14 protein-coding genes and 1 other RNA gene are annotated in these 14,179 nt (G+C 65.6%); 8 read left to right on the forward strand and 7 right to left on the reverse strand.

Annotation, left to right across the window (positions count from 1 at the left end; genetic code table 11):
- Positions 1–22 precede the first annotated feature (22 nt).
- Positions 23–904 carry a carbon-nitrogen hydrolase gene (locus tag PX52LOC_RS07365; RefSeq protein WP_149109483.1) on the forward strand — a complete coding sequence of 294 codons (882 nt, stop codon included), beginning with the start codon at positions 23–25 and terminating at the stop codon, positions 902–904.
- Between the two features lie 5 nt (positions 905–909).
- Here the strand turns inward: PX52LOC_RS07365 and PX52LOC_RS07370 are convergent, their stop codons facing one another.
- Complete coding sequence (locus PX52LOC_RS07370; RefSeq protein ID WP_168218854.1) at positions 910–3,213, reverse strand: PAS domain S-box protein; 2,304 nt, start codon at positions 3,211–3,213, stop codon at positions 910–912.
- Between the two features lie 193 nt (positions 3,214–3,406).
- Here PX52LOC_RS07370 and PX52LOC_RS07375 point away from each other — a divergent pair, with 193 nt between their 5' ends.
- Positions 3,407–4,387, forward strand: a complete 981-nt coding sequence (locus PX52LOC_RS07375) for a sugar phosphate isomerase/epimerase family protein (protein WP_149109485.1) — start codon at positions 3,407–3,409, stop codon at positions 4,385–4,387.
- Positions 4,388–4,455: 68 nt separating this feature from the next.
- The gene (locus tag PX52LOC_RS07380) at positions 4,456–4,860 is read left to right on the forward strand and encodes a four helix bundle protein (RefSeq protein ID WP_149109486.1); all 405 of its coding nucleotides are present in this window, start codon (positions 4,456–4,458) and stop codon (positions 4,858–4,860) included.
- 52 nt (positions 4,861–4,912) lie between these two features.
- Here the strand turns inward: PX52LOC_RS07380 and PX52LOC_RS07385 are convergent, their stop codons facing one another.
- The 6 genes from PX52LOC_RS07385 to rnpB form a co-directional block, all read right to left on the reverse strand.
- On the reverse strand, positions 4,913–5,815 hold the full coding sequence (locus PX52LOC_RS07385) for a site-specific tyrosine recombinase (protein WP_149109487.1): 903 nt from the start codon (positions 5,813–5,815) through the stop codon (positions 4,913–4,915).
- Entirely contained in the window at positions 5,812–6,423 is a 612-nt protein-coding gene (rdgB, locus tag PX52LOC_RS07390; RefSeq protein WP_149109488.1) for an RdgB/HAM1 family non-canonical purine NTP pyrophosphatase, read from the reverse strand. Before rdgB ends, PX52LOC_RS07385 begins: the two co-directional genes overlap by 4 nt.
- A 79-nt stretch (positions 6,424–6,502) precedes the next feature.
- Positions 6,503–6,817 (reverse strand): ATP-dependent Clp protease adaptor ClpS, encoded by a 315-nt coding sequence (locus PX52LOC_RS07395; RefSeq protein ID WP_149109489.1) that lies wholly within the window; start codon positions 6,815–6,817, stop codon positions 6,503–6,505.
- 175 nt (positions 6,818–6,992) lie between these two features.
- On the reverse strand, positions 6,993–7,787 hold the full coding sequence (locus PX52LOC_RS07400; protein ID WP_149109490.1) for an ATP-grasp domain-containing protein: 795 nt from the start codon (positions 7,785–7,787) through the stop codon (positions 6,993–6,995).
- Between the two features lie 28 nt (positions 7,788–7,815).
- Positions 7,816–8,247 carry a hypothetical protein gene (locus PX52LOC_RS07405; protein ID WP_149109491.1) on the reverse strand — a complete coding sequence of 144 codons (432 nt, stop codon included), beginning with the start codon at positions 8,245–8,247 and terminating at the stop codon, positions 7,816–7,818.
- A gap of 42 nt (positions 8,248–8,289) precedes the next feature.
- Positions 8,290–8,801, reverse strand: an RNA gene (gene rnpB, locus PX52LOC_RS07410) — RNase P RNA component class A.
- 103 nt (positions 8,802–8,904) lie between these two features.
- Here rnpB and PX52LOC_RS07415 point away from each other — a divergent pair.
- The 5 genes from PX52LOC_RS07415 to PX52LOC_RS07435 all read left to right on the forward strand — a co-directional run bounded on the left by PX52LOC_RS07415 (position 8,905) and on the right by PX52LOC_RS07435 (position 14,168).
- A complete protein-coding gene (locus PX52LOC_RS07415) occupies positions 8,905–9,318 on the forward strand; it encodes a hypothetical protein (RefSeq protein WP_178132542.1) in 414 nt (137 codons plus the stop codon).
- Between the two features lie 71 nt (positions 9,319–9,389).
- Positions 9,390–10,766: a cation:proton antiporter gene (locus tag PX52LOC_RS07420; protein WP_218575291.1), complete on the forward strand. Its 1,377-nt coding sequence runs from the start codon at positions 9,390–9,392 to the stop codon at positions 10,764–10,766.
- Positions 10,767–10,833: 67 nt separating this feature from the next.
- The gene (locus tag PX52LOC_RS07425) at positions 10,834–11,703 is read left to right on the forward strand and encodes an endonuclease/exonuclease/phosphatase family protein (protein WP_149109492.1); all 870 of its coding nucleotides are present in this window, start codon (positions 10,834–10,836) and stop codon (positions 11,701–11,703) included.
- Between the two features lie 90 nt (positions 11,704–11,793).
- Positions 11,794–13,179 carry a peptide MFS transporter gene (locus tag PX52LOC_RS07430; RefSeq protein ID WP_149109493.1) on the forward strand — a complete coding sequence of 462 codons (1,386 nt, stop codon included), beginning with the start codon at positions 11,794–11,796 and terminating at the stop codon, positions 13,177–13,179.
- A complete protein-coding gene (locus tag PX52LOC_RS07435; RefSeq protein ID WP_149109494.1) occupies positions 13,176–14,168 on the forward strand; it encodes a tetratricopeptide repeat protein in 993 nt (330 codons plus the stop codon). Before PX52LOC_RS07430 ends, PX52LOC_RS07435 begins: the two co-directional genes overlap by 4 nt.
- Positions 14,169–14,179 lie beyond the last annotated feature (11 nt).

Consider the following 14,179-nt stretch of genomic DNA (forward strand, 5'->3'; position numbering starts at 1 on the left):
AACAACTAATCACCAAGAACGAATGACCCACGACACGTTCACCATCGGCCTCGTTCAGATGAAGTGCGCCCCCGACGCGGCGACGAACCTCGCGACGGCCGAGGCCGCTATCCGCGACGCGGCTAAGGCCGGGGCGCAGATCGTCTGCCTGCCGGAACTGTTCACCGGCGAGTACTTCTGCCAGACCGAGGACTACCACCTCTTCGACAAGGCCGAGCCGATCCCCGGGCCGTCCACGGATCGTCTCAGCGCCGCGGCGAAGGCGAACGGTGTCGTCGTCATCGGCTCCTTGTTCGAGAAGCGAATGCCCGGCGTGTACCACAACACGGCCACCGTCCACGACGCCGACGGCAGCTTCCTCGGCATCTACCGCAAGATGCACATTCCCGACGACCCGATGTTCCTGGAGAAGTACTACTTCACCCCCGGCGACGTGGGCTGGAAGGTCTTCGACACCAAGTACGCGAAGGTCGGCACGCTCGTCTGCTGGGACCAGTGGTACCCGGAGGCGGCCCGCCTGACGGCGCTCCAGGGGGCGGAAGTGATCTTCTACCCGACGGCCATCGGCTGGCACCCGAAGGAGAAGGCCGAGTACGGCGAGGCCCAACACAGCGCGTGGGAGACGAGCATGCGCGGCCATGCCATCGCCAATGGCATTTACGTGGGGGCGGTCAACCGCGTCGGTCACGAGGTGCTGGTCGGCGACGGACTGGAGTTTTGGGGTCAGTCGTTCGTCAGCGATCCGTTCGGCCGACTGCTGAAGCGCGGCAGCGTGGCGAAGGAAGAGATCATCACGATGATGTGCAGCCGGAAGTTGATGGAGGAAGTCCGCCGTAACTGGCCGTTCTTCCGCGACCGGCGGATCGACTACTACGGCGGGCTGACGAAGCGGGTGGCGGACTGATCGGCCTACGACCCGCGGGCGTCGAGGGACTGCCGCACGGCCCGGCCGAGGCTCGCGAGGCTGTACGGCTTGTCGAGTAGGGTGACGTGGTTTCCGTTAGCCTCCATGCGGTCGGCTGAGTAGCCGCTCGCCAGGATCGCGGGAACCTTAGGGTCGATCGCGCGGATTTGCCGGAGGGCGTCCATCCCCGACAGGTTCGGCATCTGCAAGTCCAAGATCACCAGGTCGAACGGCAGGTCCGCCGACCGGAACGCCTTCACCGCCTGTTCGCCGTCTTCCGTCGTCGTCACCGCGTAGCCGAGTTGGTTCAAGATCGTACTCGCCAGCGTGCGGATCATCGACTCGTCGTCGGCGATCAGCACCCGCTCGCCGCGGCCCAACGGCGACGGGGACGGCAACGGCGTCGCGCCGGGGTCCGGAACTTCACCCCGGTACTTCGGCAGGTACACGTCGAACGTCGTGCCCCGGCCCGGCTCGCTGGCACACTCGATCCAGCCGTCATGCGCCTGCACGATGCCGAACACCACGGCCAACCCCAGGCCGGTGCCCTGGCCGGTTTCCTTCGTGGTGAAGAACGGCTCGAAGATGCGGGCCCGCACGTCTTCCGGCATCCCCGTGCCGGTGTCCCGGACCCGCAGGCGGACGTACTCGCCCGGCCGCGGCCCGACCTCGGTGCTCGCCTCGTGCGGCTCGATGGTGATGTTCCCGTTGTTCAGGAACAGGCGGCCGCCGCCCGCCATCGCGTCGCGGGCATTCAGGCACAGGTTCATCAAAATCTGCGTCACCTGCCCGGCGTCGGCCCACGCCCACCACCCGCCCGGCCGCGGCATCGCCTCGATCACGATCAGCGGGTCGATGGTGTGCCGCAGGAGCGTGACCGTGTCCCGGATGAGTTCCTCGGGGTCCACCGGCTGGAACTGGAGCGGTGCCCGGCGGGCGAAGCCGAGCAGTTGGCCCGTCAGTTCCGCCGCCCGCTTGGCGGCCTTCTCGGTCGGCTTGAGTAGGTCCTCCAAAACTTGTCCGCGGGCCAGTTCGCGGGCCAGTTCGAGGTTGCCGAGGACGACCGTCAGCAGGTTGTTGAAGTCGTGGGCCACGCCGCCGGCGAGTTGGCCGACGGCCTCCATCTTCTGGGCCTGCCGGAGTTGGTCCTCCAACCGCTTGCGGCTGGTCGCGTCCCGGCCGACGATGACCAGGCCGACGATGTGGCCGTCGTCGTCCCCCATCGGCGACACCAGGATGTCCAGCAGTACGTCTTGGCCGTCCGGGTAGCGGACCCACTCTTCGACGCGGGTGGGGTTGCCGGTCCGCAAGACGCTCCGCTCGGTCACCCGCAGGCGGTCGGCCCACGGCGCGGTGAACATCTCGTGACACGTCTTCCCCACCACCTCGCGGACGGGGCGGGCGATCATCAACTCGAACGCCGCGTTCCCGCCGGTGAACCGCTCCTCGCGATCCTTCTGGCAAATGACGTCGGGGATCGCGTCGAAGAGGGTGCGCATCAGCGCGTTCTGCCGCCGCACCTGCTGTTCCGTCCGGCGGCGATCGGTGACGTCGCGGAAGTTCAGCACGATGCCCTGCACGCTCAGGTCGTCGAGGCGGTTCACGCCGGTGATTTCCAGGTCCCGCCACCGGCCGTCGGCGTGGCTGGCCCGAAACAGCGAGGGGATTTCCGCCCCGGGGTTCGCGATCACCTCGTTGTGCTTTTCACGGGCGGCGGCCCGGTCGTCGGGGTGGATGATCTCGAAGCAACTGCGGCCTTCCAGGGACAGCGGCGTGTGGCCGAGGATGCGAGTCACCGCCGGGCTGACGTAGCGAATGACCCCGTTGGATTCGATGATGAGCGTGCCGTCGCTCGACTTCTCGACGAGTGCCCGGTAGCGGGCCTCGCTCTGGCGGACTTCCGTCTCGGCCTGTTTCGCCCGGCCGAGGGCGATGCGGCGCTCGGAGTCGTCGCGGACGGTGTACAGGGCCAGGGTCTTCGGGCGGACGTGCAATCGGGTGACGGTCACCGTAACGGGCAGCCACCCCGGTTGGTCCTTGATCCGCATCTGGAACCCGCCCTTGCCGTGGAAGAGCGTGGTTTTCCCGGCCGCCCCACGGAGGCGGTCCTTCTCGCGGGAACCTTGTTCCAGGCGTAAGAGGTCGGTCGCGCGGGCCCCGATCAGTTCGGGCTTGAGCAGTCCGGTCAGGCGGAGGGCCGTCTCGTTCGCTTCGAGGATGACGTCGGTTTCCGGGTCGATAAATAGCAGGGCGTCGCCGTTCTCTTCGAACAACGCGCGGGCAAAGTCAGGTTTGTCGAACGGGATCATGGGCGACGCCGGTCGGCTCGTGGCTGGTCCCACCCCTCGCGCAGTCATGATAACGACCCGCCCCGTGGAGAGAGGTTATACGCCGATACGAGCAGAACAGATGCCGGAGAGTTTAGCATGGCGAAATGTCAGGGGTGCAACAATAATACCTGTTCCACAAATTCTACACGTTCTACACGCGGCGGGGATCGTGATGCTCACTTCGAATCGAAGAAATTGGCTCCAGGGGGCCGGGGCGATGGGGATTTTGGGGGCCGCGGTAAACCGGGCAAGCACGGCCGACGCGGACGCTTCGCAATTTCAATTCTGCCTCAACACGAGTACCGTCCGGGACAACGGGAAATCGCGGCCGATCGGACAACTCGTCGAAATCGCCTCGAAAGCCGGTTACGACGCCATCGAGCCGTGGATCGCAGAATTGGACGTCTATCTGAAGGGTGGCGGCTCGCTGAAAGAGTTAGGCAAGCGAATCGCCGACGCTGGCTTAAAAGTGCCCAGCGCAATCGGCTTCGCGGAGTGGATCGTCGAGGACGAAACCCGCCGCAAGCACGGCCTGGAAACGGCGAAACGTGACATGGACTGGGTTCAGCAGATCGGAGGCAGCCGGATCGCCGCCCCGCCGATCGGCGCGACGGGCGGGGCCAGTGTGCGAGACGACCCGAAGAACAGCGCCGCCGTCATCGACCTTGTTGCCGCCGCTGACCGATATCGGGCGCTACTGGAACTCGGGCAAACGATGGGCGTGACGCCGGAGGTCGAAATCTGGGGCTTCTCGAAGACGCTCCGCCGCCTCGGCGAAGCCTTCCTGATCGCGTCTGAGTGCGGCAAGGCGGGCGGGTGCGTCCTGCCGGATGTGTACCACCTGTACAAAGGTGGTTCCGACTTTGCCGGCCTGAAACTGCTCAGCGGCCCGGCCATCGGCATCTTCCACGTGAACGACTATCCGAAGAAAGATCGCGGCACGATCACCGACGCCGACCGCGTCTACCCCGGCGACGGCATCGCCCCGCTGACCGAAATCTTCCAGACGTTGAAGGCGATCGGCTACAAGGGCTATCTGTCACTGGAACTGTTCAACCGCGACTACTGGAAGCACGACGGCCTGACCGTGGCGAAAACGGGCTTGGAGAAGATGAAGGCGGCGGTGGCAAAAGCTGAAGGGGTGAAAGGGTGACTCGGTGAAGGGGTGAAAAGCAAGGCGTCGCAAGTGTGCTCTGATCGCCGAAAGGGGGCGGAGGATTCATGGCGAAGATCACGTCGCACAACGATTTGGAGGTGTACAAGAAGGCGTTCGATGCCTCAATGCAGATTTACACCCTGACCCTGGCTTTCCCGAAGGAAGAACTGTACTCGCTCACCGATCAGATTCGGCGGTCATCGCGGTCGGTGTGTGCGAATCTTGCAGAAGCGTGGCGGAAACGGCGGTACGAAGCTGCATTTGTGAGCAAACTCAGCGACGCCGAAGCCGAGGCCGCCGAAACGCAAGTGTGGTTGGAGTACGCCGTGAAATGCGGCCTACTACCGCGTGAGATCGGAGCCGATTTGTTCCTCACCTACGATGCAATCTTGCGCACCATCGTAGGCATGATTAACCACACCGAGTCTTGGACCCTTCCCAATCGCTCGGCCCCGATCCGGCGACCGTGAACCGTTTGTCTTTTCACCCCTTCACCGAGTCACCTTTTCACCCCTTCAGGTTTCACCCCCGCGGGTGGAACTTCTTGTGCATCGCCTTCAGGCGGGCGCGATCGACGTGCGTGTAGTGCTGCGTCGTCGTGATCGACGAGTGCCCCAATAACTCTTGCACCGTCCGCAAGTCAGCCCCGCCGGCGAGCAGGTGCGTCGCGAAACTGTGCCGGAGGGTGTGCGGGCTGACCGTCGTCGGCAGGTTCGCCCGCAGGCAGTATTTCTTCACTAGCACCCACAGGTCGATCCGCGACAGTTCCCGCCCCGACCGGCTGACGAACACGAACTCCGCCCCGTCGCTGCCCGGCGTGGCCGTGCGGCCGCCGCCGATGTAATCGCGGAGCGACTGAATCGCCGGCTTCCCCAGCGGCACGACCCGCTGCTTGCTGCCCTTCCCGGTGCACTTGCAGAAGGCCGCGTCGAGGTAGAGATCGTTCATCCGCAGGCCGACCACCTCCGACGCCCGACAGCCGGTCGCGTAGAGCGTCTCCAGCATCGCCCGATCACGGAGGTAGAAGCGGTCCCCGGCCCGCGGCCCTTTTAGCAACTCATCGACGCTTTCCGGCGACAGCACCGACGGCACGCGCTCCCACAATTTCGGCGAGCCGAGCAATTCCACGGCCGACGGGTTGGCACGCTCTTCCAACCGGAGGAAGCGGTAGAACATCTTGAGCGCAACGAGGTGTCGGGCGATGCTCGGTGCGGCAAGTTCTTCGTCGTGGAGGAAGCCGAGGTATCGCGTCAGGTCTGACAGTGTCGGCGAGAGGTAGTTCGCCAGCCGCACTTGCGCTGCCCAGGTCGCGTAGCGGTCGAGGTCGTGACCGTAAGCGATGACGGTGTTCTCGGCCATGCCGCGTTCGGCCTTCAAGTAGTGACGGAAGGCGAGAACGTCGGAGATGAGTTCGTTGAGGTTCATGGTGTTGCCGCGAGGATGTGACTGCGAATCAGCGGCCGCAGTTTCGACACCGCCCGACCGCGGTGGCTGAGGGCGTGCTTCACCGTCGATGTCAGCTCGCCGAAGCTCGCGTGGTACTCGGGGATGATGAACAGTGGGTCGTAGCCGAAGCCGCCGTCGCCGCGCGGCTGCGTGCCGATGACGCCCCAACAACGGCCGTCCACCACGGCGACGACCTTGCCCGTCGGGTCGGCCAGCGCGATCGTGCTGACGTAATAGCCCGCCCGCTTCTCGCCGGTGAACGTCGCCATCGCGGCGAGCAGTTTTGCGTTGTTAGCCGCGTCGTCGCCGTGTGTGCCGGCATAACGAGCCGAGTACACGCCCGGGTCGCCGTTGAGTGCCGGGACTACGAGGCCGCTGTCCTCGCCGATGACCCACTCGTTCAAGAGCGGGGCGAGCGTGGTCGCCTTGATGCGGGCGTTCTCTTCGAAGGTGGTCCCGGTTTCGTCGATGTCGGCCGGGGCGTTCGCGAACGGCGTGAGGTCGGTCACGTCCACGAGGTCGGACAGCAACTCCACCAGTTCGCGGAGCTTCTTCTTATTGCGGCTTCCCAGCACCAACCGTGGCATGACGACACCTCCGAGCGGACGCTCCCCGATTCTATCGGCTCGCCCCCGCCCTGAGTTTTCATCGACCGGGGAAACCGCGTCAAGCCGGCTCGACGCTCGCCGCCAAACCGTGCTCACCGAACTGTTCGACGTACAGTTCGGCCCGCTCCAGGTGCGTCACCAGGACGAGCGTCCGCCCGTTGTGGTACGCATCCCACATGCGGAACGTCGCTTCCGCGTCCGCGAAGTGGGTGAGGCGGCGGAGCGTGCGGACGACGAACGGCAAGTCCTTGTCGTGCGCCCGGTGGAGGATCACTTTGTAGCGTGGAGCCGATCGCCCGAGAGAGGAGGTGGGGCGACCGCCGAAGCGGTTCAGCCGGTTCGTTGACCGGCGAAACGGGGGGCGAGTGGACATGGTTGCCCTCGCTGTTGTGACGACCCCGAACCACCGACCGACCGCGAAGAGCGGTCGCCCGCCGATTCAGAGATCGCCTCTAAACTACTGTACGCTCGACCGCCGCGTCAAAAGGGGAGTTGGTGAAGAAGCCGTTCGGTTCCCCGCGCCGTTCGGGTTGTAGCGGCTGTAGGAGTCACGGCTTGAGGGATCGCCCGCTGGCCCACTTGACGACGACTTCTTGATACTCTTCCCACAACTCCGGGAAGCAGGTCACGCTGGGGATGTGATTGACTTCCAGCAGGTACGGGCCGTCTTTCGACACGATGTAATCGTTGGCGATGATGTCGAGGCCCAACCCGCGTTGCACGGCCAGCGTGTCGGCCGCCAATTCCGCATCGAGCGGCATGAACGCGGCCCCGTCGCCGTGAACGGACTTCAGCCAATCCTTGCCGGTGAGCCGAATCTGCCGCGGCTGGCCTACGATGACCACTCGCACCGCCTCGCCTTCGACGAACGGCTCGAACAGCGTCGGTTCCTTGGCGGTCCAGATTCCGGTGAAGCGTTCCTTGTTCTCGCCGCAGTGCCAGTTACCCCACTTGGCCACGCTCTCGGTGTTCGCCGTTAACTCGCCGTGCGTGAAGGCGAACCCGCGCGGACCGCCGCCGAACCGCGTGTGTCGCAATGCCTTCACCAACCCCGGCAACCGCAGCCGGCAGTCGAGCATCGCGACCGGGTTCGGGAAGCACGGCCCGCCCCACAGGGCTAGCCCCGCGAGGAAGTCCACGTCATGCTCGAAGATGCCGTGGAAGACGACCCGCGACACCCGGCGAAAGCGGGCGCTGTGCTGCGACGGCGCGAACAACTCGCCGCGCTCGACGACGATCCGCGGCAGCATCTCGTGGGCGATGCACTCGACCTGTAAGCGGGCGGCGAGGGCGTCGGCCTCGCCGCCGTCGAAGCCGACGAGGAGGATGGGGTCAGTAGCCATCTTTTCAAGACCTTGGTGAGATGCGCGATCAACTTTTGCAACGGTCAGCCAGATTTCGCCAGCGCCGATCCGAGCGGTCCACCTCTCGCCCTTGGCGATACTCCCAAACGTGTTCGGCGAAATACTTACGGAAAAGAACCGTCTGCCTCTTCAATTGTTCGCGCTCCTCTGGCGTATAGTCGTGAGGACCGAAGGCAGCTTGCTGTTGTTCTTCCGTCCAAGGGCCAGGCCCGCAATAGGTGACGATGCGAACGTATTGGAGCTTTTCCCATTCCTCTTCTGTGTGAGGATAGCCCTTGATCCGCTTCCAAATTTCATCAACGGCAGAAGCTGGAAGATTCTCCATAACGGGATGTATTGTTGTTTCATCAACCAAGAGCACGATCTCGTAGGCACGAGCCGCCCAATTGCCCCACGGTCGGACAGCCCTAACCTTCTCGAAGAACGCTTCAAGGTCCATGACGATGGCCCCGCGATAGCGTTGAATTGAACCCGGGTTCGATTGGTCGGTCGGCCTGTAAGCCGGGTTTTGTCCCGCCTCGCGGCGGCGACGGTCATTTATCTAGCCCCACGGTTACCCGTGGGATCGAGCAGCCTACCCGAGGGTCGTAGTGGATCGAGCCGATCCTGCCCTCTGCTTGGCCTTGCTTCCGGTGGGGTTTGCCGAGCCGACGGGTCACCCCGCCGCTGGTGCGCTCTTACATTAAGGGCTTTCGCCCCGCACCGTTTCACCCTTACCCGCACCGTTCCGGAACGCGGATGTTGTTCCGAAAACGGAGCGGGCGGTTTACTTTCTGTTGCACTTTCCCGCCCGTTGGCGGCCCGCACCGGGATGCGAACCATTGCCGGGGGTGGGCGTTACCCACCACCGCGCCCTGTGAAGCCCGGACTTTCCTCCCCCACAGCCAGGAGTCAGGGGTCAGGAATCAGAGGTCAGAACCGAGGTCCGGTTTCCTGACTCCTGACGACTGGCTCCTGACTCCTGGCTGTGGCGGCGACCGTCCGGCCGACCGACCAATCGAATTCCCACTTTATCGGACGGCACCACCCGGGGAAAGGTTCGCCCACCATTCGCGGCGTTTCGGCTATACTTGCAGCATCCCACGGGACTGCCGACATGACGCCGATTACGCGCGAGATGCTCCGCGATTACATTCACGACGCCCTGCCGGACCACGAACTGCCGCTCGTTGAGCGGGCGTTGCGCGACCTCCCGAGCGTGCAGGCGCTGTTCAACCAAGTGCGGCAGGAACTCGACCGCGGCGAGCACTCCATCGGGGCCATCTGGCGGCGTGAGCGGCTGTCGTGCCCGACCCGCGAGCAACTCGGCGGCTTCCTGCTCGACGCCCTCGACCCGGACCTGCACGAGTACATCGCGTTCCACTTGAAGACCGTCGGCTGCCCGCACTGCTCCGCGAACCTCGACGACCTGACGAAGCGGCAAGCCGAGGCCGAGGGGCCGGTGAAGACTCGGCGGCAGCGTATCCTCAAATCGACGGCCGGCGTGCTGCGGAACGCGACCGGGACGTGATGCCGAAAGGGTTGGCCGGGGGGACGGGTATCAGCCTAAACTGAGATCATCCCGCCGCCGGAGTTCCCTCCGTGATTTTGTTCGCCGATGAAAGCCTCGCGTCCGCTGTCACCGCCTTCCGCAAACTCGACGTCGAATCGCTCCTGCTGCCGGTGATGGTGCAGCTCATCGTCATCATCCTCGTCGCCCGCGCGTTCGGCGGCCTGTTTCGCCGCTTCCACCAACCGGCCGTCGTCGGTGAGATGGTGGCCGGCATCGTCATGGGGCCGTCGCTGTTCGGGGCGCTCTTCCCCGAGATGTTCCAACTTGTCTTTAAGCCGCACCTCGAACACGTGCCGGACGCGCTGACGAACGCGGCGTTCCCCAAGATCTTCACCGCCCTGGCCCAGATCGGTCTTATCCTGTTGCTGTTCCTCATAGGCCTGGAATTCGAATTCCATCACCTGAAGGCGAAGGGCACGGCCGCAGTCCTCATCTGCGTCGTCGGCATCGCGGTGCCGTTCCTGCTCGGCGTCGGCCTTGCCCGCGTCATCCACCCGGAACTGGAACCGCACCCGGAAAAGGGCGTCGTGCCGATCTTCGGCCTCACGCTGTTTCTCGGCATGGCCCTGAGCATCACCGCCCTGCCCGTCCTCGGCCGGATGCTGCTGGAAATGGGCGTCACGCGGACCCGGATCGCGGTGGTGGCGATCGCCGCCGCTGCCATCGGCGACGCCGTCGGTTGGGTTTTGCTCGCCGCCGTGTCCGCCCTCGCGCAATCGAGCTTCGACCCCGCGGCCACGCTGACGATGATCGGCCTGACGGTCGCCTTCTTCGCCGCGATGCTGTTCGTCGTCCGACCACTCGCGGGCCGCTACTTTCGCTGGTCGCTGGCCGCCAATCACGGGCAGTTCAGTTTGAACGCGATGGCCGTGTTGTTGGTGCTGATGCTGCTGAGCGCCACCGCGACGAACGTCATCGGCATCTTCGCCATCTTCGGGGCGTTCGCGCTGGGGGCGGTGCTGTCGGATCAAACGGAGTTCCGCGAAGCCGTGACCGCCCGCCTCCGCGACTTCGTGACGGCGTTCTTCCTGCCGATCTTCTTCACCTACACCGGCCTCCGCACCGAGATCAGCAGCCTGACCACGCCGACCCACTGGCTGATCTGCGGCGGCGTGATCCTGACCGCCATCCTCGGCAAGCTCGGCGCGTGCGGCCTCACCGCCCGGCTGACCGGCTTCTCGGCGAAGGAATCGGTGATCCTCGGCGCGATGATGAACACCCGCGGTTTGATGGAACTGATCGTCATCAACGTCGGCTACGACCTCGGGGTGATCCCGAAGAGTCTCTTCTGCATTCTCGTCCTGATGGCCGTGGTAACGACGGTGATGACCACTCCGATCCTGCTCCGCCTCCGCCACGGCACGGAGATCGACGGCCCGATGAAGCAGTCGGGCTTCCTGGACTGAGGGGGTGGTTCAACGGGACTTGGCTACTAAATCTCTCTTATCCCTCCCCCTCCTCTCCGGAGTTGCCATGTTCGTCTCCCTCTTGGCCCTCGCTGTCACGATGGCCGCGCCGCCGGCAAAAGACCCGAACGACGTGCGAGTCATGAGCTACAACGTCCGCTACGCCACCGCCAAGGACGGCGAGAACCACTGGGACAAGCGCAAAGAGTTCCTGGCCGAGACGATCCTCGCGTTCGACCCGGACCTCCTCGGCACGCAGGAGACGATCGCCCTTCAGCGCGATTTCCTGGCGCAGAAGCTGCCCGGCTTCGGCGTGCTGGCGGCCGGCCGCGACGACGGCAAAGAAGCCGGCGAGATGATGGCCCTCTTCTACAAGAAGGATCGGTTCGAGAAGCTCGACGGCGGGCACTTCTGGCTGAGCGAGACGCCGGACAAGGTCGGCTCGAAGGGCTGGGATACTTCCCTGCCGCGGATGGTGACGTGGGTGAAGCTGAAGGACCGCAAGGTCGCGTCGGCCCCGGCGCTCGTGTACTTCAACACGCACTTCGACCACCGCGGCCCGACCGCCCGCGTCGAGTCGGCGAAGCTGTTGCGGAAGAAGGCAGCCGAGATGGGCAAGGACTGCCGCGTCCTGATCACCGGCGATTTCAACAGCGGCGAAGGGAGCGCGCCGTACAAGGCACTGTTCGGCGAACAAGACGGCAAGCCGTCGCCGGTGGTGGACACGCTCCGCGCGTTCCGCCCGACGGCCGACAAGGAAGAAGGCACGGCGACCGGCTTCAAGGCGTCCGCGACGGTCGGTGCCCGCATCGACTGGATCGGCGTCTCGCGGAACTGGGACGTGAAGGACGCCGCGATCGACCGCACCGCCCGCGACGGCCGCACGCCGTCGGACCACTTCGCGGTTACGGCCGTCCTGAAGCTGAAAGCGGAGTAACCCCGACTGTCGGAAAACCAGACCGCCGTACGGTCCGTACCTGTCTGAAAGTGGGGCATTCGTCCCACGATCACCTCGTGCGGGCCTTTCATGCGTTCGCCCATCCCGCTGCTGCTCCTTGCGGCAATCACGTTTTTCGAGCGGGCAGCGTCGAACGGCTTCCGGGCCGTTCTGGTGTTGCACCTCGCCGCCCTGTGGGCGAACGACCAACGCGCGATCGAAGTCGCGGCCTGGGTGGCCGCGCTGGTCTACGTGGTGCCGTTGGGCGTCGGCGTTTGGGCGACCACACCCCGCCGGGCGCGGTGGATTTGCACGGCGGGGGCCGTCGCCCTCACGACGGGCTACTTTTCCCTCGCCGCCCTTCCGGGGCCGTACCTCGGCATCGGCCTCGTGGTCCTCGGTCGCGGGGCGATGCTGCCGACGATCCGCGCGATGGTCGGCGGCCTGTACCGGGACGAACCGACCCCCGTCTCCGAGTGGGCGTTCAGCCGCGTGTACATCGCGGCCAACTTCGGCACGCTGCTCGGCATCCTGGTCACGGGCGGGTTGCAGAACTGGCAGGGGGCGACGATCGCCTTCATCTCCTGCGGCACGTTCGCCTTGGCCGCCGTCTGCTTCCTCGCCGCGTTCGGCTGGCGGTACCCGGGCGGGGAACTGTCCGAGTCGGAACGACCGGCCCCGGCGGCCGTGCCCGTTTTGCCGGCCGCCCGCCCCTGGGTGCAACCGGCGGTCCGGGTGCGGACGATCCTGATAATCACGGCCGCCGCCGCCCTGTTCTGGTCCGGGTTCGAACAGCGGACGGGGTCGCTCACCATCTTCGCCAGCGCCCACGTCCGGGCGGTCTACTTCGGGGTAACGATCCCGCCGCAGTGGTTCCAGGCGCTGAATCCGCTGATGGTCGTCCTGTTCGCGGCCCCGGTGGCCTGGGCGTTCCGGCGGTTCGACCGGCCGGCGGAACGGGGCGGGGCCCTTTCCCCGATCACCAAACTGGCCTGGGGGCTGATCCTCCTCGGCACCGGCTACCTCTTCCTCGTCGCCGTGGAAATGAGCTACGGGGACGGCCGTGTCGGCCCGTGGGTGCTCGTCGGGTTGTACGCCTTCCACACCGTCGGGGAACTGTGCCTGGAACCGATCGGGCAATCGCTGACGGCCCGCCTGTCGCCGGCCAAGTGGCAGGTCTTCTGGCAGGCCGTGTGGGACTTCGCGTCGTTCGCCGCCCCGCTCATCGCCGGCTACCTGCCCCGGTTCCTGGCCCGCGACGACGCGGCCGGGGGCGACCCGCTCTTCCCGCTGTGGGTCGTCCTCGCCGGCCTCGGGGTGTCGAGTGGCCTCGTGTTGTGGGCGTGGTCGGGCGCATTAACGGCCCGCGTCGCCCCGCTAATCGAAGACCCGCCACCGGCCCCGCCGGTGGCGGAGGCGAGTACGAACCACGCGGGAACCCCTTCCCCGATCACCACCCACCGGACACCCGTATGAACCCCCGAATTCCTTCGCCCCGCCTCTTCCTCGCGCTCATCCTCGGCTGGGCACTCCTCAGCGGCCGCGCCCATGCCCAGGACCCGCCAAACCCGGCCCCACCCCCCCCGACTGTGGGCGTCTCGTCGGCCCCGATGAGTTCGCCGGACGTGACGCGGACGACAATCGTCATTCTCGTCGTCATCATCGTGTCCGGCAGCTTCGGCGGGCTGGTGATGGGGTTCGACTCCGACCGACGGAACCGGATCTCGCTCCCGTTCTTCAAGCGAGGGACGGTGGAACTCGGGTTCGTCGGGGACATGCTCATCGGGGCGGCGGCGAGCATCGCCATTCAGTTCGTCGCCGAGCCGCTGTTCAGCACCAGCCCGGGCAACTACTCGATGAACACGGTCCGCGATTACGTCCGCACGGCATCGCTCGGCGTGATCTCCGGGTTCGCCGGGTTCCGAGTGCTGTCGTCGATGGCCGACATCCCGGAACGGCTCATCCGGGCCAACCGCGCCCAGGTGGCCGACCAGCTCCAGTCGCAGGACCGCTCGCGGGAATTGTTGCGGCAGGTCGAAGAGTTACTCAAGCAGATCGACGAGGAAATCCCGACCGACCCGGCGACGGCGACGGCCGACCTGAAGCGGGCGGAGCAGGCGATCGACCAGGTGATCGCCGGTGCCCCGAAGGACGCGCGGGTGCTGGTGGTCAAGGCGAAGGTGCTCTGCCGGAAGGCGAAACTCGCGACCAACGGGGCGGCCGGTGCGTGGTGGGACGAGGCGATCAAGACGTTGACCGAGGCGATCGCCCTCGACTCGACCTACGATCGCACCTTCTACAACCGCGCCTGTTACCTGATCCTGGCGAAGAAGTCCGTGGACGACGCGATGAAGGATCTGGCCCAGGCCGTGGTGCTGTTCCCGCCGAACGCCCGGTTCGCGAACGAGGACCCGGACTTCAAGTCGGTGCAGGCCCTGCCGGCGTTCCGCAAGATCGTGGGTTGATGCCGCGTGCC

The organism is Limnoglobus roseus, assembly GCF_008254045.1.
GTDB classification, from domain to species: Bacteria; Planctomycetota; Planctomycetia; order Gemmatales; family Gemmataceae; genus Limnoglobus; species Limnoglobus roseus.